Annotated in this window: 15 protein-coding genes and 1 pseudogene; 6 read left to right on the top strand and 10 right to left on the bottom strand. The window is 59.8% G+C overall.

Features of this window, described 5'->3' with window-relative positions:
* Positions 1 to 1,578, top strand: a 1,578-nt coding sequence (gene fdhF / locus GJV78_RS17380; protein ID WP_155109528.1) for a formate dehydrogenase subunit alpha, incomplete at its 5' end; no start/stop codon positions are given.
* A gap of 124 nt (positions 1,579 to 1,702) precedes the next feature.
* Here fdhF and GJV78_RS17375 read toward each other — a convergent pair.
* The 8 genes and pseudogenes from GJV78_RS17375 to nrfA form a co-directional block, all read right to left on the bottom strand.
* On the bottom strand, positions 1,703 to 2,680 hold the full coding sequence (locus tag GJV78_RS17375; RefSeq protein WP_155109527.1) for a YdbT family protein: 978 nt from the start codon (positions 2,678 to 2,680) through the stop codon (positions 1,703 to 1,705).
* Positions 2,681 to 2,950: 270 nt separating this feature from the next.
* Positions 2,951 to 4,264, bottom strand: coding sequence for a glutamate/aspartate:proton symporter GltP (gltP, locus tag GJV78_RS17370; RefSeq protein ID WP_155109526.1), 1,314 nt, complete (start codon positions 4,262 to 4,264; stop codon positions 2,951 to 2,953).
* A gap of 581 nt (positions 4,265 to 4,845) precedes the next feature.
* Positions 4,846 to 5,466: a heme lyase NrfEFG subunit NrfG gene (gene nrfG, locus GJV78_RS17365; protein WP_155109532.1), complete on the bottom strand. Its 621-nt coding sequence runs from the start codon at positions 5,464 to 5,466 to the stop codon at positions 4,846 to 4,848.
* 104 nt (positions 5,467 to 5,570) lie between these two features.
* Positions 5,571 to 7,890 (bottom strand): annotated as a pseudogene (gene nrfF, locus GJV78_RS17355) (heme lyase NrfEFG subunit NrfF).
* Between the two features lie 108 nt (positions 7,891 to 7,998).
* Positions 7,999 to 8,955 (bottom strand): cytochrome c nitrite reductase subunit NrfD, encoded by a 957-nt coding sequence (gene nrfD / locus GJV78_RS17350; protein ID WP_155109523.1) that lies wholly within the window; start codon positions 8,953 to 8,955, stop codon positions 7,999 to 8,001.
* Positions 8,952 to 9,623, bottom strand: coding sequence for a cytochrome c nitrite reductase Fe-S protein (gene nrfC / locus GJV78_RS17345; protein WP_155109522.1), 672 nt, complete (start codon positions 9,621 to 9,623; stop codon positions 8,952 to 8,954). Before nrfC ends, nrfD begins: the two co-directional genes overlap by 4 nt.
* The gene (gene nrfB, locus GJV78_RS17340) at positions 9,620 to 10,183 is read right to left on the bottom strand and encodes a cytochrome c nitrite reductase pentaheme subunit (RefSeq protein ID WP_155109521.1); all 564 of its coding nucleotides are present in this window, start codon (positions 10,181 to 10,183) and stop codon (positions 9,620 to 9,622) included. Before nrfB ends, nrfC begins: the two co-directional genes overlap by 4 nt.
* Positions 10,184 to 10,226: 43 nt before the next feature.
* Positions 10,227 to 11,663: an ammonia-forming nitrite reductase cytochrome c552 subunit gene (gene nrfA, locus GJV78_RS17335; protein ID WP_155109520.1), complete on the bottom strand. Its 1,437-nt coding sequence runs from the start codon at positions 11,661 to 11,663 to the stop codon at positions 10,227 to 10,229.
* A 420-nt stretch (positions 11,664 to 12,083) separates the two neighbouring features.
* On the opposite strand from nrfA, the gene acs reads away from it, so the two are divergent.
* The 5 genes from acs to GJV78_RS17310 all read left to right on the top strand — a co-directional run bounded on the left by acs (position 12,084) and on the right by GJV78_RS17310 (position 17,990).
* A complete protein-coding gene (acs, locus tag GJV78_RS17330; RefSeq protein ID WP_155109519.1) occupies positions 12,084 to 14,042 on the top strand; it encodes an acetate--CoA ligase in 1,959 nt (652 codons plus the stop codon).
* A gap of 138 nt (positions 14,043 to 14,180) precedes the next feature.
* Positions 14,181 to 14,492 (top strand): DUF485 domain-containing protein, encoded by a 312-nt coding sequence (locus GJV78_RS17325; RefSeq protein ID WP_155109518.1) that lies wholly within the window; start codon positions 14,181 to 14,183, stop codon positions 14,490 to 14,492.
* Entirely contained in the window at positions 14,492 to 16,141 is a 1,650-nt protein-coding gene (actP, locus tag GJV78_RS17320; protein WP_155109531.1) for a cation/acetate symporter ActP, read from the top strand. Before GJV78_RS17325 ends, actP begins: the two co-directional genes overlap by 1 nt.
* Positions 16,142 to 16,325: 184 nt before the next feature.
* Positions 16,326 to 16,673: an HNH nuclease YajD gene (gene yajD / locus GJV78_RS17315; RefSeq protein WP_155109517.1), complete on the top strand. Its 348-nt coding sequence runs from the start codon at positions 16,326 to 16,328 to the stop codon at positions 16,671 to 16,673.
* Between the two features lie 426 nt (positions 16,674 to 17,099).
* The gene (locus GJV78_RS17310; protein ID WP_155109516.1) at positions 17,100 to 17,990 is read left to right on the top strand and encodes a LysR family transcriptional regulator; all 891 of its coding nucleotides are present in this window, start codon (positions 17,100 to 17,102) and stop codon (positions 17,988 to 17,990) included.
* A 96-nt stretch (positions 17,991 to 18,086) separates the two neighbouring features.
* Here the strand turns inward: GJV78_RS17310 and GJV78_RS17305 are convergent, their stop codons facing one another.
* Together GJV78_RS17305 and GJV78_RS17300 are read right to left on the bottom strand one after the other, a co-directional pair.
* Complete coding sequence (locus GJV78_RS17305) at positions 18,087 to 19,733, bottom strand: Na+/H+ antiporter (RefSeq protein WP_155109515.1); 1,647 nt, start codon at positions 19,731 to 19,733, stop codon at positions 18,087 to 18,089.
* 150 nt (positions 19,734 to 19,883) lie between these two features.
* A complete protein-coding gene (locus GJV78_RS17300; protein WP_155109514.1) occupies positions 19,884 to 21,233 on the bottom strand; it encodes an NCS2 family permease in 1,350 nt (449 codons plus the stop codon).
* Between the last annotated feature and the right edge of the window lie 44 nt (positions 21,234 to 21,277).

Here is a 21,277-nt window from a genome sequence, read left to right as displayed (position 1 = left end):
GCGAAGCGTAACGGGGCGAAAATCATCGTCTGCGATCCGCGCAAAATTGAAACCGCGCGCATTGCCGACATGCACATCGCGTTGAAGAACGGCTCGAATATCGCGCTGCTCAACGCCATGGGGCACGTCATTATTGAAGAAAACCTCTACGACCGGGCGTTCGTCGACTCCCGTACGGAAGGGTTTGCAGAGTACCGGAAAATCGTCGAGGGCTACACCCCGGAATCCGTTGAGGATATTACCGGCGTGAGCGCTCAGGAAATTCGCCAGGCGGCGCGGATGTACGCCACGGCGAAGAGCGCCGCGATCCTGTGGGGCATGGGCGTCACCCAGTTCTACCAGGGGGTGGAAACCGTGCGCTCCCTGACCAGCCTGGCGATGCTCACCGGCAACTTAGGTAAGCCGAGCGTCGGGGTGAACCCGGTGCGCGGTCAGAACAACGTCCAGGGTGCCTGCGATATGGGCGCGCTGCCGGATACCTATCCCGGCTACCAGTACGTGAAGGACCCGGCCAACCGCGAGAAGTTCGCCAAAGCCTGGGGCGTGGAGAGCCTGCCGGCCCACACCGGCTACCGCATCAGCGAGCTGCCGCACCGCGCGGCCCACGGCGAAGTGCGCGCCGCGTACATCATGGGCGAAGATCCGCTGCAGACCGACGCCGAGCTGTCCGCCGTGCGCCAGGCCTTTGAAGATCTGGAGCTGGTTATCGTTCAGGACATCTTTATGACCAAAACCGCGTCGGCGGCGGACGTGATCCTGCCGTCCACCTCGTGGGGCGAGCATGAAGGGGTCTTTACCGCGGCGGACCGCGGCTTCCAGCGCTTCTTCAAGGCGGTGGAGCCGAAGTGGGACCTGAAAACCGACTGGCAGATCATCAGCGAAATCGCCACCCGGATGGGCTACCCGATGCACTACAACAACACCCAGGAGATCTGGGACGAGCTGCGTCATCTGTGCCCTGACTTCTACGGTGCCACCTACGAGAAGATGGGCGAGCTGGGCTACGTGATGTGGCCGTGCCGGGACGAGTCCGACGCCGACCAGGGGACCTCGTACCTCTTTAAAGAGAAGTTCGATACCCCGAACGGTCTGGCGCAGTTCTTTACCTGCGACTGGGTTGCGCCCATCGACAAGCTCACCGACGAGTACCCGATGGTGCTCTCCACGGTGCGCGAAGTGGGCCACTACTCCTGCCGCTCGATGACCGGCAACTGCGCGGCGCTGGCGGCGCTGGCGGACGAACCGGGCTATGCACAGATCAACACCGCCGACGCGGAGCGCCTGGGCATTGAGGATGAGGCGCTGGTGTGGGTCAACTCCCGCAAGGGCCGGGTCATCACCCGTGCGCAGGTCAGCGACCGTCCGAACAAAGGGGCGATCTATATGACCTACCAGTGGTGGATCGGTGCCTGTAACGAGCTGGTTACCGAGAACTTAAGCCCGATAACCAAAACGCCGGAGTACAAATACTGCGCCGTGCGCGTCGAGCCGATCGCCGATCAGCGCGCCGCCGAGCAGTATGTTATTGACGAGTACAACAAGCTGAAGTCCCGCCTGCGCGAAAGCGCACTGGGCTAAGTCGGCGTAAAGCGCGGCGCGACGGCAAAAGGCCGGATGCGCCGCGTTTTTCCGGCTTCCGGCCTGGCCAACGGCCCCGCAGGCGCAACGCCTGCGGGGCCGTTTTTTATCCTGCGCCCGCGCTTTACGGCGCTTTCAGCGCCAGCATTGATGCAATAACCGGCAGGATATGCGCTTCAAACGCCTGGCGATCGGCCTTTATCTTATTACTGGCAAAACTGTCGGAAATGGTAATGTCGCCGCCGCCATTCTCACTTTTACGGGTCAACACATACTCAAAAACCCGCATCTCGCCGACGGTTGAAATGGCATGAATCTCGCTAAAACGGCATAGCTCTTTTTCCGGCAGCAGGGCCAGCTTTCTCACCACTCGTCCGCTGGCGGCGTCAAAAATCAGCGTCTCACCGTTTTTCCACAGATAAAAAAGGCCGTAAGCCGTCACGGCTACGCCACAAAGAAGCGGTACAGTCAGCGTTATTAGCGTCATATCATTGACCTGCGCCCAGATAAAGGTGCCTGCCAACAGCGCAGCCCCGATGATGAACACCACCAGCGGGCTTTTTAACGACCAGGGCCGGTAAACCAACCGTCCTGCGCCTGGCGGTGCTTCGCCCGGTGCCTTCACGTCGTGCGCTTCCTGCGTCCGGATCCCCAGAAACGCTTCGGTCTCTTCGATCATTGCCTGCGGAGCCCTGTTTCCTGGACCAAACTGCCGGATCGCCATTTTTACCGTCTTTCCGCCATCTTCGAACGTTACGTTCAGGATACTGTTACGCAGCAGACCAAAAAAACGAGACAGGCGTATAAGCTCCAGGCCGGTATAGTTACTCAGCGGCTGAGTAAAGCGCGGTTTACGGCTACCGTTCTGCACATAAAACACGCGCTTATCTAAATCGAAGACCATTTTCGTCGTCAGGCTGGCAAACATCAATCCGGCAAAGATACAAAAAAGAACGCACACTATGATTCCGCGCTGGGAATATTCGTTATGGATCAAGCTCCAGATGCCGATCGTGGCGAAAATCGCGCCGAGGCCGATTTTCATTATCTTCTGACTCTTGACGATATAACGATTCCCTTCGTGCAGATAAAAATCTGACATGCCTGTTGTCTCCTTTTAACAGGGCGGTTTAGAAAAGACGCTAATTACAGCGTCTGAGATTGCTGACAACCTGAGTAAAAGCGCATCAGGATCGGTTTTCTCCCTCTCCCTTTCAGGGAGAGGGGACCGTCCGCGCTCTTGTTTATATTTGTCATCAGTATGATGACGCTGATTACAGCCTCTGCGCACATTATGCACAGAATTGCTTATTTACCCATAAAAAAACCCCGGCGGCTGCCGGGGATAGCTGAGCGTAGTAAAAGAGACTCGTTACGAATCAGCGCGCCTGTCGAACTTACCCAACACGTCGCGCTCATAGGCCAGCGCCTTTTTACGGTCAAACTTATGCTCCCACTTGGCGATCACCAGCACCGCCAGCGCATTGCCCACCACGTTCAGGGCGGTGCGCGCCATGTCGAGGATACGGTCAACGCCCGCGATAAACGCCAGCCCTTCCAGCGGAATACCTACGCTGCCGAGCGTTGCCAGCAGCACCACAAAGGAAACGCCGGGCACCCCCGCAATCCCTTTCGAGGTGACCATCAGCGTCAGCACCAGCACGATCTCATGCCACAGCGACAGGTCGATGCCGTAAAGCTGAGCGATGAAGATCGCCGCGATGCTCTGGTAGAGCGTGGAGCCGTCAAGGTTAAACGAGTAGCCGGTGGGCACCACGAAGCTGGTGATAGAGGCCGGCGCGCCGTAGGCTTCCATCTTCTCGATGATGCGCGGCAGCACGCTTTCGGAGCTGGCGGTAGAGTAAGCCAGAATCAGCTCGTCTTTCAGGATGCGGATCAGGATCCAGACGCTCAGGCCGCACAGGCGCGCCACAATCCCCAGCACCACCAGCGCAAAGAACAGGATGGCGAAGTGCACCAGCAGCACCAGCTTCGCCAGCGGCCACAGGGAGGCGAAGCCGAAGTTGGCTACGGTCACGGCGATCAGCGCGAACACGCCCACCGGCGCGTAGCGCATCACCATATGGGTGACCTTAAACATGGTTTCCGAAACCGAGCGGAAGACGGTGACCAGCGGTTCGCGGTGGGTGGAAGGCAGAGAAGAAAGCCCCAGGCCAAACAGCACCGAGAAGAAGATGATCGGCAGCATGTCGCCCTTCGCCATCGAGGCCACGATATTGGTGGGCACCAGCGACAGAATGGTGCCCATCAGGCCATGGGCGTGGCTCTGCACCTCTGCCGTCGTGCTCTGGTATTTGGAAATATCTACCGTCGCCAGCTGCGACATATCAATCCCGGCTCCGGGCTGAAATACATTCGCCAGCGTGATACCAAGGATAATGGCTACGGTGGTAATCACTTCAAAATAAATAATCGTTTTCGCGCCAATACGCCCGAGCTGCTTCGCGTCGCCAACCCCGGCAATCCCCACCACCAGGGTGGAGATAACAATCGGCACGACGATCATTTTGATCAGGTGGATAAAAATATCGCCCGCCGGCGACAATAGGTTGGCAATCAGCCATTCGCGGCTGTCGCTGTGGTAGTGGAGGTAGCTTCCCAACAGAATGCCCAGCACCATTGCCAGCAAGATCTGCCAGGCCAGGCTAAATTTAAAATTTTTCATAATTACAAACTTCCTCGATGAAGCGCCGTTCCCGATTTAAAACGATGAGAACGGTACATACTGAAAGGGTATGTATTGCGTTGCGTTCGTTTAGAGATTTTTTTAGCGGGCTTAACCCTGAATCATGCGCATTACAGGACAAAATGCTAACAACGTCTTGCGCCGCGCCCGCGCTGGCCCTGAAGGCCAGCCCGCTGGCGGGGTAACGCAGCCCGTGAACCACTTCTTCGTCAGGACAGACTACCTGGTCCTGCGAGTTCCGGCGGGGGCAGGATGCCCCTCATCTCTTTTCGCCAATACGGCCAGGATAGTGAACAATTTCGACCTGGCTGCAATTCAGGCTGGCATAATCAGTACCATTTGCATGGCCTCCAGCGCAACCCTTTCAGAACAAGGCCGTTGGCTGAATTCAGGCATAATAACCCGTTTTTATTGCGATCATCGCTAATAAATAACTGTTATAAAAGAAAAATTACAATAATGAAATTGAATAATGGCAGCGATAAATTATTTTCTCCCTGACGTCCGCCTGCACGTTTTTTGACCAGAAAAATCACCGTAAAACATAAAAAAATATAAATTTATTCCCGCCGATTCTGCAGCAGCTTTGCCATATTGATGGCCTCAATCAGCTGAGGGCGATTAACCCGCGCCACGTTCAAATCGAGCACCCTCTGCCACAGCGCGATGGCCCTGGCGTACTCCGCCTGCATAAACGCCCCGGAGGCCAGCAGCATCAGCGCGGTGACCTCGTTCGGGTCCAGCGCCAGCGCCTTATCGACGGTCTCACGCACCGCTGGCGTCATGTGCTGCCCGGCCTGGTAATAGAGCACCGTCGCCAGCGCCGAGTAGAGTTCGGCATTTTCGCCGCGTAAACGCAGCGCCTGACGATAGGCCAGCAGCGCGTTGTCATAGGCATTACGCCACAGGTAATATTCGCCCAGCAGCGCCCACTGCTCGCTCTCCTGGGGCCTGGCGCGGATTTTCTCCTGCAGCGCCAGCAGCTGCGCCTCCGGCGTCGTCTGCGCGGCAAAATCATGCAGCGGGTCCGCCAGACGCTGCTGCTCAAGGCGCGCGGCCTGCCACCCCGGCGTCAGCAGATAGCCCCCCACGCAGACGAGGACAACCGCCGCCACCGCCGCCGCCAGCCCTTTTACCGGCAGCGGACGCTGTGGCCCCGGAGAGGCCGCCAGCGGTGCCATATCACGCTCCAGCTCCCCCAGCAGGGGCGCGGGATCGGCCAGCGCCCGCCCGGCCTGACGCTGGCTGTGACGCAGCAGCTGTACGCTCATCTGATGCAGGCTCATTACTCTTCTTCTCCTCTGCGCTGGCGCGCTACGACGCGCCACAGGACGATGGTCACCAGCAGCAGCAGCACGCACGGCAGCGCCCAGAGCAGCAGCGTCTGCCCATTCAGCGGCGGATTGTAGCGGACAAAATCCCCGTAGCGCTCGCTCATCCAGCCGACGATCTCCGCTTCATCTTTCCCCTCCGCCACCATGGTATAAACCTGATGACGCATACTGACCGCAACCGGCGCGTTCGATTCCAGCAGGTTCTGATTCTGGCACTGGGGGCAGCGCAGCTGGCTGGCGATAAGCAGGGCTTTTTCCTGCTGCTGCGGGCTGTCGAAGCGCCAGGTATCAACGACCTGGGCATCAGCGACGCCAGCGATAAAAAACAGCAGCAGCGCAAGCCCCATCGCCATACCGGCTCGCCTCGCGCCCTCCGGCTCATAAAATAATATCTTACGCATGGCGTCTCCTTCCTCGCCAGCCGCTGAGCAGCGCGCCGATAACCATCAGCAGCCCGCCGCCCCAGATCCAGCGTACGCCGGTCTGCACGTACAGGCGCACGGCATAGCGCTCCGGCCCGGTTTTTTCCCCCATTACCGCATACCAGTCGTGGAGTAAGTTCCAGCGGATGCCCGGCTCCATCATCTGCTGGCGGCGCGCGGCGTAAAAGCGCCGTTCGGGCCGCAGGGTACCGATGCGCTTCTCGCCGTCAAAAAGGGCGATCTGCGCCGTCTCGGTGGTGTAGTTCTCCCTGGCGGCCAGATCGAGGCGCTCAAAGCGGAAGCTATAACCCGCCAGGGCGACCTGCTGCCCCGGACGCATATTCAGGCTGATCTCCTGACGGCTGCCGCCGGAGAAGATAATGCCGAACGCCACGATCAGCACGCCGGTATGCGCCAGCAGCGCCGGGAGCTGGCGACGCAGAGCGGCGGGCGGCTGGAGCCACAGGCGCAGCAGCACCGCCGCCGTCAGCCCACAGGCCAGCGCCTCCATCGCGCCGAGCCGCCAGCCCGCCGCCGTCGTCAGCAGCCCGGCGATAAGCGCACCTCCTCCCTGACGCAGGGAAAGGCGCGGCGAGCGTTTCCAGAATCCGCCCGCCGCCAGCCCCATCGTCACCAGCATCAGCAGGGCGAAGGGCAGCGTGGCACGGTTAAACCAGGGCGCGCCAACGGAAATCCGTCCCCAACCCAGCAGGCCGTAGAGCATCGGATAGAGGGTGCCGACCAGCACGATCAGCAGCACCGCGCAGAACAGCAGCAGCGCCGCCAGAATCAGCGTTTCACGCGACCAGCCGTCGAAGCGCGCCGCCTGGCGTTCCATCTTCGCCCGCCAGCCGTACAGGCCCAGCGACCCCAGGCTTAACAGAGAAAACAGGATAAACAGCGGCACGGCGCGGACGTTATCCAGCGCAAAGGCGTGCACCGATACCAGAATGCCGGAGCGCACAATCAGCGTGCCGAGCAGGGAAAGAATCAGGGTGACGATCGCCAGCAGCTGGGACCAGTGGCGGAAGATCCCGCGCTGGCGGGAGACGTACAGGCTGTGCAGCAGCGCGCTGGCGGACAGCCAGGGCAGCAGCGAGGCGTTCTCCACCGGGTCCCAGAACCACCAGCCGCCCCAGCCCAGCTCGCAGTATGCCCACCAGGAGCCGAGGATAATGCCGAGCGTCAGGGCACACCAGCCGGGCAGCGCCCAGCGCCAGCAGACCCAGGCGGTCGCCGCGCAAAATCCGCCGCGCAGCAGCGAGGCCAGCGCCACGCAGGCGGCCACCGTCAGGCCGCCGTACCCCAGGTAGAGCAACGGCGGATGGAGGATCAACCCAAGGTGCTGCAGCATCGGATTCAGATCGCGCCCTTCGACGGCGGGCGGGAAGAGGCGAACAAACGGATCGGACCACGCGGTTACAAACAGCAGCAGCAGCGCGACGATCAGAGCCAGCGCGGCAAGGGTCAGCGGAAACAGGTCGTCGGATTCCCGGCGATATCGCCAGGCAAACAGCGCGCTCCAGCCGGAGAGCAGCAGCACCCACAGCAGCAGCGATCCCTCGTGACCGCCCCATACCGCCGCCAGCTTCAGCCCCCACGGCAGCAGGCTGTAGCTGTGCTGGGCCACGTAGATCACCGAAAAGTCGCTGACGAGGAAACATCGTACCAGAATGGCGAAGGCCAGCAGCAGCAGGATAAACTGCGCCTGCGCGCCGAAGTGCGCCAGCCGCATCACCCTCTGCCAGCGCAGGCGGATGCCGACCAGCACGGCAAACGGGGTCAACAGGTTGACCCCGATACTTAACAACAGCGCCAGAAATCCGGCTTCAGGAAGGAAAACGTCCAGAACTCACCCTGCTCTGCAAGCCTGGCCCACCAGGCGATTACTTGCCGCGTTGAAACCGGCGGTGCCGGGGCAAGCGCAGCGCTCGCCCTCAGATATGACATCTCTGGCTCAGGCTACCGTCAGCTGCCCGGCATAAAGGATAAAGAAACGCAGCAGCAGCACGCCGATCAGGCTGGCACCACAGGCCGCCAGTACGCCGTAAGCGGAGGCGCTGCGGTTGACCAGCGGCTTCAGCAGCATCGGCACAACCAGCCCCAGCCCTACAACGCCAAGCCAGAACCATAAGGTCCAGAAGCCGCCGCCCAGCGCCGCCGCCAGGGCGCGCATTTTACCATCGTCCCCCAGCGCCAGCCCGACGAAGAACGCCGCCAGCAGGAAGATCTCCAGCCATACCACCGGGGTTTCCATCCGGTGAATAAAGTGCGCCTCAACGCCGTGCGGGTTGCCGCGCGACCGCAGCGCCATAGCGATCAGCGCCACCGCCGCCCCTGACGAAACGCCGGAGAAGAGGAACAGCGCCGGCAGGATCGGGTTATTCAGGAACGGGTAGGACTTCAGCGCCGACAGCAGGAAGCCGGTATAGGCCCCAAGCAGCACCGCCAGCACCAGCATCAGCGTTTCCAGCCCGCGATGGACTGGCGTCAGCCAGCCCAGCGCCTTCGGCACAATCCCCAACCCCGGCAGCCAGCGCCGCTGCAGGACGACGATCTCTTTTTCAAAGATCTTCGCCAGCCACAGCACCAGCACCACCATATAGAGCTGGAACAGCATAACCCCCATCGACATCACCGAGGTAAAGCTGTAGTGGAACATCAGCTTCCAGAAGGTCCACGGTCGGGTCAGGTGGAAGACCAGGATCAGCAGCCCGAGGATCACTGCCCCCGGTCCGACCACCAGGGTGGTGCGCAGCAGGGTACTCTCCGCGCCGCCCGCCTCCGGATGGAAGCGCCGCAGCAGAACGGCCAGCGCCACCAGCCCGGCGGAAATGCCGATCAGGAACAGATAGATGGCGATGGGCCAGTCCCACACCAGCGAGTCAAAATGGAAAGCAGAAGCGTGCGTCATTGGCTCACCTCGCCATATTTAAAGGGAACGCGCCACATCTTCGGCCGGGTGCCGAGCGCCAGCTTGTAGCGATAGGTGGTTTTCTGCAGCAGCAAACGCGAAATATCGCTGTTGGGATCGTCCAGGTTACCAAAGGTCAGCGCCTTCGTCGGGCAGGAGGCAACGCAGGCGGGCTGTTTGCCCTCTTTGAGGTTCGTTTTCCGGCAGAAGTCGCACTTATCCGCCGTCTTCGTGACCGGGTGGATAAAGCGTACGCGGTACGGACAGGCGGCGATGCAGTACTGACAGCCGACGCAGAGGTCCGGATTAACGTCCACAATGCCGCTGGCGGCGTCGCGGAACGAGGCACCGGTCGGGCAGACGTCCACGCACGGCGCGCGATCGCAGTGCTGGCACGAATGGCGGAAAAAACGATACTTCACATCGGGAAATTCACCCTGCGGTTCGCCGCGGATAATGGTCAGACGCGCGACCCCTTCCGGCACCTTATTGACTTCCCGGCAGGCGTCCATACAGGCGGTACAGCCGATGCATAACGACTCGTCATGCACCATGCCATAACGGACTCCGTTGATATTCAACGTTTTCGCCACCACACGTCCTGCCGTGCCGCTGACCGCTGCCAGCGCGCCGATGCGGGTGATAAACTGGCGACGAGAGAAGCTCATGGATGCTCCTTAAGCAAGGGAACGGCCGCCGGGTTAAAGTTCGGATTAGTGCGGCGATCGCTGTGGCAATCCACGCAAATCTTGATCCGTCCTTTTTCGCTTAGCGTTTCCATGGTGTCCTGCTTCGGATGCAGCGAGTGGCAGCTGGCGCAGGCCACTTTGGTCACGTGGACATCGTGCGGCCAGAAGGCTTTCTGCAGCTTTTCAGGCAGGTGGCACGACATACAGACGCTGTTCTGCTGCTCCACGCCGTACATCGGCTCATTGAAGCGCATCACATCCTTCACCCCTTCGCGGTGCAGAGGCGACGGCTGGCCGTGACAGTTGGTGCAGGTCACCGGCAGCTTGTTGTTGGGGTTTACGGCGGATGCATGCTTGCCGTGCATACCTTCGGTGTCGGGCTTATGACAGTCCTGACAGGCGGCATCCGGGTTACGCTGCTGGGTTACCGTCCAGCGTTCAGACTCCTGCGGCGTTGGCATGGCGGCGATCCCGCTCAGGCTCCACAACAGACCTGACGCCAGCACCCCAGCGGTTAATAACGAACGTAGTACGCTCATATTCACTCCGTTGAGTTATCCGCCCCCGAAGGGGCGGAAGGGGTTATTGGCTTAACAGACCGTTTTTACGCGCCTGATCTTCCCACTGCGGAACGACCTTCTTGAGGAAATCCTGCTTCTCAGCGTTGATCTGCTGCATATTCAGACCAATCGCCTGCTGGGCTTTTTCTTTGGTGGAGATATCCGGCAGCGGGATCTCATGGGTAATACCTTTGGTGGCCAGCAGACGCGCCAGCTTAGTGCGGGCGTCGGCGGCTTTATCCATCGCACCGCCCAGCATCCGCAGCCCTTCTTCCGGGGCGTGCATATGAATGCCGTGGGAGGCGATCGACAGATCCCAGCGCCACTGGGCGTGGCGGATATCCTGCAGAATCGGCTTCATTTCCGCTTCGGTCGCGCCTGCGTCCCAGGCGGCCTTCGCTTCAAAGTGGGCGTGAACCAGCTGGTCCTCTACCTTGATCTTCAGATCCTGAATCGCCTGCTTGCGCTCGGCAACAACCTTCTGCAGCGACGCTTTGTCCTGGGTATGGCAGCTGGCGCAGGCCTGGGCGAAGTTATCGAACGGGTTGCCGATTTTGTGATCGGTGTAAAGCTTGCCTTCGGCGTTCTGAACTTTCGGCATGTGGCAGTCGATACAGGTCACGTTGTTTTTACCGTGAATGCCCGCGCTCCAGGTTTCATATTCCGGATGCTGCGCCTTCAGCATAGGCGCTTTCGACAGGGAGTTGGTCCAATCGGAGAAACCGATCTTGTCGTAATACTCCTCCATGTTCTCGACCTTCGTACCGCCGTCCCACGGGAACTTAACGGCTTTGTCCTTACCTTCGAAGTAGTACTCCACGTGGCACTGGCCGCAGACCATCGACTGCTGGCCTAAACGACCGGCTTTCTCAAACGGCTTGCCGATGGTTTCCATCGCACGCGCCGCGTACGGGCGAGTCATCGTCAGCTCCGGCTTGCCTTTGGCAAACTCCGGCGAGGCGGTGTTGTGGCAGTCTGCGCAGCCGAGGACGTTAACCACCTCCGGGCCGCCGCGCGCCCATTTACCGTGGAAGTAGCCGTCTTCGCCCTCTTTCTGAATCAGGCGCGCCACGTCCGGGCTTTTGCAGCTCCAGCAGGCCATCGGCATCGGGCCATCTTCGGCGTTTTTCGGCGCGCCGGTGCGCAGGGTTTCACGCATATCGGTAATGGCGTACGCATGGCCGCGCGGCTTGTTGTAATCGCGGGAGAAGGCATAGCCTGCCCACAGGATCACCAGACGCGGATCCTCCTCCAGCGCATCTTCGCGGGCGGACTGCTCTGAGGTTGCTTTCCAGGAGAGGTATTGATCGGGGTGCTGAGGCGCGAAAACTTCATTTTTCGCCTCAATGGTAACAGCTTTTGCGGGGGCGGTCGTTTGATCAGCGTAAACAGAAGAAATGAAAAACAGAGGTAATACGAGGCTGATAAAACGGCGCGCGCGTATTGTAATCCTTGCCATAGAGGTCTCATCCAGATTGCGCCATTGCTCTCAATGACGGTTCTTTTTATTTTTTCCAGGACGGTAGCCGCACGGCTAACGTCATGACATTACTCCCGTTAATGTGTAACAAAAAACCACAAATAAAATATTGTCTTTAATCAATTGTAAGTGCATGTAAAATACCACTTTCGAGCTAAACGCCCCCTTCATCCCTTCATTTTTAGATCCCGATCGCTTTTTGCCACCCATTTATAACCGCCTGTTGCACAACGCATTACGAAAGTTTCTCCGCTGTTCTGCAAAAAATACGTTGCCTGTTATTTGTACCGCCCCGCTATTGCGTGATCTGCCGCGCAAATACTAAACAATTCTGCCGCCATCGCTGTATTTAACTTTTTATCGACATATTCTTAACATTCTGCGAGGAGAACAATAACCATGAGCCAATTACACAAACACACTATTCCCGCTGACATTGCGGACCGCTGCCTGATAAATCCGAAGCAGTATTCAGAGATGTACCAACAATCTATTAACGATCCGGATACCTTCTGGGCGGAGCAGGGGAAAATCCTCGAGTGGATAAAACCGTATCACCGGGTAAAAAATACCTCCTTTGCGCCGGGCAATATCTCTATTAAGTGGTACGAAGACGGCACTCTGAACCTGGCGGCCAACTGTCTGGACCGCCACCTGGCGGAGCACGGCGATCGCACCGCCATCATCTGGGAAGGCGATGACGCCGCGCAGAGTAAACATATCAGCTATCGCGAGCTGCATCGCGACGTCTGCCGCTTTGCCAACGTCCTGCTGGAGCTGGGGGTGCAAAAGGGCGATGTGGTGGCGATCTACATACCGATGGTGCCGGAAGCGGCGGTGGCGATGCTGGCCTGCGCGCGCATCGGCGCGGTGCACTCGGTCATCTTCGGCGGCTTCTCACCGGAGGCCGTCGCCGGACGCATTATCGACTCCAGCGCCCGGCTGGCGATCACCGCCGACGAAGGGGTGCGCGCCGGGCGCAGCATCCCGCTGAAGAAAAACGTCGATGATGCGTTAAAAAACCCGAACGTAAAGAGCATTGAGCACGTGGTGGTGCTGAAGCGGACCGGCGGCGAAATTGACTGGCAGGAGGGGCGCGACCTGTGGTGGGACGCGCTGATGGACAAGGCCGACGATCGCCACCAGCCCGCGGAAATGAACGCCGAAGATCCGCTTTTCATCCTCTATACCTCCGGCTCAACCGGTAAACCGAAGGGCGTACTGCACACCACCGGTGGCTACCTGGTCTATGCCGCGATCACTTTTAAGTATGTCTTCGACTACCATCCGGGCGACATCTACTGGTGCACCGCCGACGTCGGCTGGGTCACCGGGCATAGCTACCTGCTGTACGGCCCGCTGGCCTGCGGTGCCACGACGCTGATGTTCGAAGGCGTGCCCAACTGGCCGACGCCTGCACGGATGGCGCAGGTGGTGGACAAGCATCAGGTCAACATTCTGTATACCGCACCGACCGCGATCCGCGCCCTGATGGCCGAAGGCGATAAAGCGATTGCCGGCACCGACCGCTCCTCGCTGCGCATCCTCGGATCGGTGGGCGAACCGATTAACCCGGAGGCGTGGGAGTGGTACTGGAAGAAGATCGGCAACGGAAAGTGCCCGGTGATGGACACATGGTGGCAGACCGAAACCGGCGGCTTTATGATTGCGCCGCTGCCGGGGGCCACCGAGCTGAAGGCCGGCTCGGCGACGCTGCCGTTCTTTGGCGTGCGTCCGGCGCTGGTGGATAACGAAGGCACGCCGCTGGAGGGGGCCACCGAGGGCAACCTGGCGATTATTGACTCCTGGCCGGGCCAGGCGCGCACGCTGTTCGGCGACCACGCGCGCTTTGAGCAGACCTACTTTTCCACCTTTAAAAACATGTACTTCAGCGGCGACGGCGCGCGTCGTGACGAAGACGGCTACTACTGGATCACCGGCCGCGTGGACGACGTGCTGAACGTCTCCGGCCACCGGCTGGGCACGGCGGAGATCGAGTCGGCGCTGGTGGCGCATCCGAAGGTCGCCGAAGCCGCGGTGGTCGGCATTCCGCATAGCATCAAGGGCCAGGCGATTTACGCCTACGTCACGCTGAACCACGGCGAAGAGCCGTCGCCGGAGCTGTACGCCGAGGTGCGCAACTGGGTGCGCAAAGAGATTGGCCCTCTGGCAACGCCGGACGTGCTGCACTGGACCGACTCGCTGCCCAAAACCCGCTCCGGCAAGATTATGCGCCGCATTCTGCGCAAGATCGCGGCGGGCGACACCAGCAATCTGGGCGATACCTCAACCCTTGCCGATCCCGGCGTGGTGGAGAAACTGCTCGAAGAGAAGCAGGCCATCGTCATGCCGTCCTGAATCCTGTCCGCCCTCTCCCGGACCGGGTGAGGGCAATGATAATAAACCTTCCCGTAGCATTTTGCGCCGCAGATCAACAGGAGCTGCGCCGGTGTACAGCGCGAAAAACGACGGGGTTACCTCTGGAGAGCTTCTGTGATGAATGACCCAATTTATCGCCGGATAGATGAGAGCGCGCATTTCAGGGAACTGGTCAAAAAACGGCAACGGTTCGCTTTTACGCTTTCCCTGATCGTGCTGATCGTTTACGTCGGCTTTATTTTACTGATCGCCTTCGCGCCGCAGTGGCTGGGGACGCCGCTGCACGCGGGCACCAGCGTCACGCGCGGCATTCCAATTGGCATCGGCGTGATTGTGATCTCATTTATTCTGACCGGCGTCTACGTCTGGCGGGCGAACGGCGAGTTCGATCGCCTTAACAATGCGGTTCTGCATGAGGTAAAAGCATGATGAAGCGAGTTCTGACGGCGCTGGTCGCCGCACTCCCCTTCGCCGCCGGCGCGGCGGAGGCTATCAGCGGAGCGGTTGAACGTCAGCCGACCAACTGGCAGGCGATTATTATGTTCCTGATCTTCGTCGGCTTTACGCTCTATATCACCTGGTGGGCCTCCCGGCGCGTGCGCTCGCGCAGCGACTATTATACCGCGGGCGGCAACATTACCGGCTTTCAGAACGGGCTGGCGATCTCCGGTGACTTTATGTCGGCGGCCTCGTTCCTGGGCATTTCCGCACTGGTCTACACCTCCGGCTACGACGGGCTGATCTACTCGCTGGGCTTCCTCGTCGGCTGGCCGATCATTCTGTTCCTGATCGCGGAGCGCCTGCGCAATCTCGGCCGCTATACCTTTGCCGACGTAGCCTCCTACCGCCTGAAGCAAGGCCCGATCCGCATTCTCTCCGCCTGCGGCTCGCTGGTGGTGGTGGCGCTCTATCTCATCGCGCAGATGGTCGGTGCCGGTAAACTTATTGAGCTGCTGTTCGGCCTGAACTACCACGTGGCGGTGGTGCTGGTCGGCGCGCTGATGGTGCTGTACGTCCTGTTCGGCGGAATGCTGGCCACCACCTGGGTGCAGATCATCAAGGCGGTGCTGCTGCTGTTTGGTGCCAGCTTTATGGCCTTTATGGTAATGAAGCACGTCGGCTTCAGCTTCGACAGACTATTTACGCAAGCGATGGCGGTTCACCCGAAGGGAGCGGCCATTATGAGCCCCGGCGGGCTGGTGAAAGACCCGATCTCCGCGCTCTCACTCGGCCTCGGCCTGATGTTCGGCACCGCCGGACTACCGCATATTCTGATGCGCTTCTTTACGGTCAGCGACGCCCGCGAGGCGCGCAAGAGCGTCTTCTACGCCACCGGCTTTATGGGCTATTTCTATATCCTGACCTTTATTATTGGCTTCGGCGCGATCGTGCTGGTCGGTGCCAATCCGGCGTTTAAAGATGCGGCGGGCGCGCTGATTGGCGGCAATAATATGGCGGCAGTCCATCTGGCAGACGCGGTGGGCGGTAACCTGTTCCTCGGCTTTATTTCGGCGGTCGCCTTTGCCACCATCCTCGCGGTGGTGGCCGGGCTGACGCTGGCGGGTGCCTCGGCGGTTTCCCATGACCTGTACGCCAACGTTTTCCGCAAAGGCGCGACGGAACGCCAGGAGCTGAGGGTCTCAAAAATCACCGTGCTGGTGCTGGGGCTGGTGGCGATCCTGCTGGGCATCCTGTTTGAGAATCAGAACATCGCCTTTATGGTCGGGCTGGCCTTCTCCATTGCCGCCAGCTGTAACTTCCCGATTATTTTGCTCTCTATGTACTGGTCAAAGCTGACCACCCGTGGCGCGATGATTGGCGGCTGGCTGGGGCTGCTGACCGCGGTGGTGCTGATGATTCTGGGGCCTACCGTCTGGGTGCAGGTGCTCGGCCACCCTACCGCGATCTTCCCGTATGAATATCCGGCGCTGTTCTCTATTGCGGTGGCCTTTATTGGCATCTGGCTCTTCTCCGCCACCGATAATTCGGCGGAAGGTAACCGCGAGCGCGAACAGTTCCGCGCCCAGTTTATCCGATCGCAAACCGGTATCGGCATCGAACAGGGCCGCGCTCACTAGCCTCCCTGCTACTCCCCGGCCGCAGCGGCCGGGAATTTCTTCATCCCCCGTCCTTTTGCGTCGCGCCCCGCTCCCTCCGCGATCGCACTGCATGATGCGGCTGCCGGGCACGTCGAAAATTCTCTTTCCCACCCGGAATGGGATATAGTAAAAAACCCTCTTTTTATAACAGGCAGCATCGGCAATGGCTCTGATCCCCAAAAACTACCGGCAGCTGGAAAGCGGCTATCGTGAAAAAGCGCTAAAAATCTATCCCTGGGTTTGCGGGCGTTGCTCGCGGGAGTTTGTTTACTCAAACCTTCGCGAATTAACGGTCCATCATATCGATCACGATCATACCAACAACCCGGAAGACGGCAGCAACTGGGAGCTGCTGTGCCTGTACTGTCACGATCATGAACACTCAAAGTACACCGAGGCCGACCAGTACGGCACCACCGTTGTGGCAGGAGAGGATGCGCAAAAAGATGTCGGGGCGGCAACCTATAATCCCTTTGCCGACTTAAAGTCGCTGATGGGTAAGAAAAAATAAGCGTATAAACGCCCCCTTCCGGCACCTGATGGCATCCGCCTGTCGGCGTACCCTTCAGGTGCAGCCACGGCCCGCCCGCAGAAGCCCGGACGGGAAGCCTTTGGCGCAGGAGCTAGCTTCCGCTCCTTTTAGAAAGTGAGACGGGAACCCGGCGCACCTCCCCGACGATAATCTCTGCCCCACCGAAAGCGCATGGCCGCTGAAACGGCGGTGTCATGACCGCCCCCACAAAAGGCCACTCCCAAAGCGCCATCATAAGATGCTCCCCCTGACGCCGGGACCGCGCGGCCAAACGGCACGCTGAATTGGCCCTTTTTACCTGAGCCTGCCGCAGCCTGAAAATTTATAGAAATTACCCGCACGGCTTTCCCCTTCCGCAACTGAAATGAATTAAAATCATCGAAGTTATAGATTCGAGGAATAATTATGGACATCAGAACGCTGCGTTATTTCGTTGAGGTGGTACGCCAGCAGAGCTTCACCCGCGCAGCGGAGAAGCTGTTTGTCACCCAGCCGACCATCAGCAAAATGCTGAAAAATCTTGAGGATGAGCTTAACTGTACGCTGCTGATCCGCGACGGACGGCGGCTTCTGTTGACCGATACCGGACAGGTGGTATTTGAGCGCGGCCTGGCGATCCTCGCGGAATTTCGCCAGCTGGAGGCGGAGCTGGGTGATATAAACCATCTCAACAAGGGCCTGCTGCGCCTGGGCATTCCGCCGATGGTCGGTATGCTGATGGCCGGCCCGATCGGCCTGTTTCGCCAGCGCTATCCCGGCGTGGAGCTGAAAATCGCCGAATTTGGCGGCCTGACCGTACAGCAGGCGGTAATGAACGGCGAGCTGGACGTGGCGATGACCGCGCTGCCGGTAGAAGAAGAGAGCAGGCTGGCGACGCTGCCGCTGTTCAGCCACCCGCTGTGCGTGCTGGTACCGCGTTCAGGTAAGTGGGCAACGTGCAAATCCGTCTCGCCGGAAGCGCTAACGGAACATCCGCTGCTGATCTATAACGAAGACTTCGCGCTGAGCCGCCAGCTGATGCGGCTGTTCAACGAGCATAACGTCAAGCCGCGCATCGCGGTGCGCAGCGGCCAGTGGGACTTTCTCGCGGCGATGGTACAGGCGGGCGTTGGCATCGCCATTCTGCCGGAGCCTATCTGCCAGCGGCTGGACAAAAACACGCTGCGCTGGATCCCGCTGGAGAGCGAGCTGCGCTGGCAGCTGGGTATGATCTGGCGCGATGGCGTCTATTTGTCGCACAGCGCCAGGGCGTGGTTGAAATGCTGCGAAGGGTTCTGGCTAACGCAGGAGCAGTAAAACGGCGTGACCCGCCGCGCGCCGGACAGGCCTCGAACAGCCTGCCCGTTGCACCACGCCGATGCCCGGTAAGCGCGACGCTTCCGGACTACGGGTCTACTTATTTTCGATCAGCAGCGCTTCCATCAGATCCAGATCGTGGAGCAGCTTCTGCAGCGTCTCGTTACTGATTTCGCGCGTGGCGCGCAGGTGGTACAGCTCGGCACGCTCCGAACGCAGCGCCGCCAGGCGGAATCGCCGCTCCAGGTTCTCCTCCTGGATGGTGCTCTCCACGTCGTTCCGGCCATCGGCGCGGCGGCGCAAATTGCCGATAACGCGCGAACTCACCTCGGTCAGCAGCTGATTATCAATGTTTTCTTCAGTATCCGCCGCCAGCCGTTCTTCCATTTTCTGGATAGCGACAATCGCCACCTCCGCCGTCGCCGCACGGGCAACGCGCTCCTCTTTCATCTGCTGAGAGTGGTCGGCTACCACCACGCTCTGCAACAGGAGCGGCAGCATCACCACGCCGACGATCAGCGAGAACAGAATCACGCCGGTGGCGAGGAAAACCAGCTCATAGCGCGCCGGGAAGGCGTTGCCGTCCGGCAACAGCAGCGGAATTGAGAGCACGCCGGCAAGCGTAATAGCGCCGCGCACCCCCGCAAAGGAGGCGATCAGAATTTCGCGCGTGGACCAGGAGCCAAACTCCATTGGCTTCCTCTTCAGGAAGCGGACGCTGAAATTTTTCATCGTCCACAGCCAGCCGAAGCGTACCAGCATCAGCGCCCCGTAGATCAGCGCAATGTCGGTGAACAGCATCCAGATCTCCACGTTCGGATCGGCCTCCGCCGACATCAGCGAGGACTCAAGGATTCCCGGCAGTTGCAGGCCCAGCAGCAGGAATACCATGCCGTTAAAGACAAACTCCAGCATCGCCCAGGTGCTGTTGGCGCGCAGGCGCATCGCCAGCGGTGCCCGACGCATCACGCCGGAGCGGGTGATGGTCATCCCGGCGGCCACCGCGGCCAGAATGCCGGAGAAACCGATATGTTCGGCAATCAGGTAGGAGGCGAACGGCAGCAGGAACAGCAGCACGATTTGCGTCGCCGGCTCATCCCCACCCCAGCGGCTGAGAAAGCGCAGGGAGCGACCATAGAGCCAGCTGACCACAAACCCGGCGAGGATACCGCCAATCGCCACCTTGAAGAACTCAACGGTGGCCCCGCCGACGGTAAACACCATCGTGCCCATCGCCACGGCGACGGCAAACTTCAGCGACACCAGGCCGGAGGCGTCGTTCATTAGCGCCTCGCCCTGCAGGATGCCCATAATTTTCTTCGGAATGCGCCCTTCACCGACGATGCCGGAGAGCGCTACCGCATCGGTTGGCGACAGCACCGCCGCCAGCGCGAAGGCCGGAATCAGCGGAATGCCCGGCACCGTCCAGTAAATAAGGAAGCCGATCCCGACCACGGTGACCACCACCAGCGCCAGCGCAAGGCCAAAAATCTCTCGCCCGTGTTCAATAAATTCCCGGGTCGGCGTTTTCCAGCCGTCGGCAAACAGCAGCGGCGGGATAAACAAAAGCAGGAACAGCTCAGGATCGAATTCGACGTGCAGGCCAAACGTCGGCCAGGCCAGCGCAGCGCCAATAAGGATCTGCATAAGGGGTAAAGGAACCTGAAAAGGTAATACGCGGGTAACAACCCCCGACAGCGAGACCAGAAGGGTCATAATCAGTATTGTAAAAAATATTTCCATGCGTTCCCTGTTTGCAATGTTTTTGATCGACAACAAGAGGCGTCGTGCCTCAATACTCTCTCCCCCAGAGTATCGCAAAAGTCGGTGAAATGGGTCTTTAAAATACAAACGAACGGCAAAAGCCGTCCGTTTTCAGACTCAGCCCCCAGATCAGATAGCCCAACCGCCCGCGTAGAAGGCAACCAGCGCGATAGCGATAACCACCGTACCGATATTCAGCTTACGCCACTCGCCGGAAATCACCCGGCCAACCACCAGGGTGGCAAAGCCGATCATAATGCCGGTCACAATGTTGCAGGTCAGCACGATAAATACCGCCGTCACCAGCCCCGCCATTGCGTCCACAAAATCCGCAAAGTCAATTCTCGCCACGTTGCTCAGCATCAGCAGGCCCACGTACATCAGCGCCGGGGCCGTGGCATAGGCGGGCACCAGATAAGAGAGCGGAGAGAGAAACAGGATCAGCAGGAACAGCACGCCGACGACAATTGCCGTCAGGCCGGTTTTACCGCCCGCCGCGGTTCCCGCCGCCGACTCGATGTACACCGCCGCCGGCGCTGCGCCGACCAGGCCGGAAAAGACGCTGCTCAGGGAGTCAGTGGTCAGGGCCTTCCCGCCGTCGATAATCTGGCCGTCTTTATCCAGCAGATTCGCCTGCCCGGCCACCGCGCGAATGGTGCCGGTGGCGTCAAACACGGCGGTCATCACCAGCGCCAGCACGCTCGGCAGCACGACCGGCTGCAGCGCGCCCATAATATCCAGGCTGCCGATCAGCGAATTACCGTTGTCATCGCTCAGGGAAGGCATGGCGAAGATGCCAGAGAAGCGCACGGCGGGATCGAAAATCAGGCCGATAATTGAGATCCCGATAATGGTCAGCAGAATGCCGCCCGGCACCTTTCGCTTTTCCAGGCCGATAATGGTCGCCAGGCCAAGCAGCGACATAATGACCGGAAAGGTATCGAAGCTCCCCAGGGCGACCGGCAGGCCGTCCAGCGGGTTTTTAATCACCAGCCCCACGCCGTTCGCCGCAATCAGCAGCAGAAACAACCCGATACCGATACCAGTACCCTGCGCCACGCCCTGAGGCAGGTTGCGCAAAATCCAGCTGCGGATGCCGGTGGCAGAGATAATGGTAAACAGAATCCCCATCAGGAACACCGCGCCAAGGGCGACCGGCACGCTGATGTGCTGGCCCAGCACCAGGCTGAAGGCGGTAAAGGCGGTCAGCGAAATGGCGCAGCCGATGGCCAGCGGCAGGTTCGCCCACAGCCCCATCGCAATGGAGCCAACGCCCGCCACCAGGCAGGTCGACACAAATACCGCTGCGGGCGGGAAACCGGCCTTGCCCAGCATCCCTGGCACGACGATAACGGAGTAGACCATGGCGAGAAAAGTCGTTAAACCGGCAACCATCTCCTGACGAACGGTGCTTCCCCGCTGTGAAATTTTAAACCAGGCGTCGAGTGAACCGCCGGTACGCGCTGAAGGCGTAGACATAGAAAACATCCCCTGAGAGTTTATTTTGCGTCCGCTATGCGTGG

Source organism: Intestinirhabdus alba, assembly GCF_009711095.1.
Classification (GTDB): Bacteria; Pseudomonadota; Gammaproteobacteria; order Enterobacterales; family Enterobacteriaceae; genus Intestinirhabdus; species Intestinirhabdus alba.
Note: the sequence above shows the minus strand (reverse complement) of the source record. Positions and strands in the feature narration are given on the sequence as shown.

Coding starts and splice junctions, on each gene's coding strand:
- actP (WP_155109531.1), top strand. CDS start 14,492: ATGAAGCGAGTTCTGACGGCGCTGGTCGCCGCACTCCCCTTCGCCGCC.
- nrfD (WP_155109523.1), bottom strand. CDS start 8,955: ATGACGCACGCTTCTGCTTTCCATTTTGACTCGCTGGTGTGGGACTGG.
- acs (WP_155109519.1), top strand. CDS start 12,084: ATGAGCCAATTACACAAACACACTATTCCCGCTGACATTGCGGACCGC.
- GJV78_RS17375 (WP_155109527.1), bottom strand. CDS start 2,680: ATGTCAGATTTTTATCTGCACGAAGGGAATCGTTATATCGTCAAGAGT.
- nrfA (WP_155109520.1), bottom strand. CDS start 11,663: ATGGCAAGGATTACAATACGCGCGCGCCGTTTTATCAGCCTCGTATTA.
- GJV78_RS17325 (WP_155109518.1), top strand. CDS start 14,181: ATGAATGACCCAATTTATCGCCGGATAGATGAGAGCGCGCATTTCAGG.
- GJV78_RS17300 (WP_155109514.1), bottom strand. CDS start 21,233: ATGTCTACGCCTTCAGCGCGTACCGGCGGTTCACTCGACGCCTGGTTT.
- nrfG (WP_155109532.1), bottom strand. CDS start 5,466: ATGGCACCGCTGGCGGCCTCTCCGGGGCCACAGCGTCCGCTGCCGGTA.
- nrfC (WP_155109522.1), bottom strand. CDS start 9,623: ATGAGCTTCTCTCGTCGCCAGTTTATCACCCGCATCGGCGCGCTGGCA.
- yajD (WP_155109517.1), top strand. CDS start 16,326: ATGGCTCTGATCCCCAAAAACTACCGGCAGCTGGAAAGCGGCTATCGT.
- GJV78_RS17310 (WP_155109516.1), top strand. CDS start 17,100: ATGGACATCAGAACGCTGCGTTATTTCGTTGAGGTGGTACGCCAGCAG.
- nrfB (WP_155109521.1), bottom strand. CDS start 10,183: ATGAGCGTACTACGTTCGTTATTAACCGCTGGGGTGCTGGCGTCAGGT.
- GJV78_RS17305 (WP_155109515.1), bottom strand. CDS start 19,733: ATGGAAATATTTTTTACAATACTGATTATGACCCTTCTGGTCTCGCTG.
- gltP (WP_155109526.1), bottom strand. CDS start 4,264: ATGAAAAATTTTAAATTTAGCCTGGCCTGGCAGATCTTGCTGGCAATG.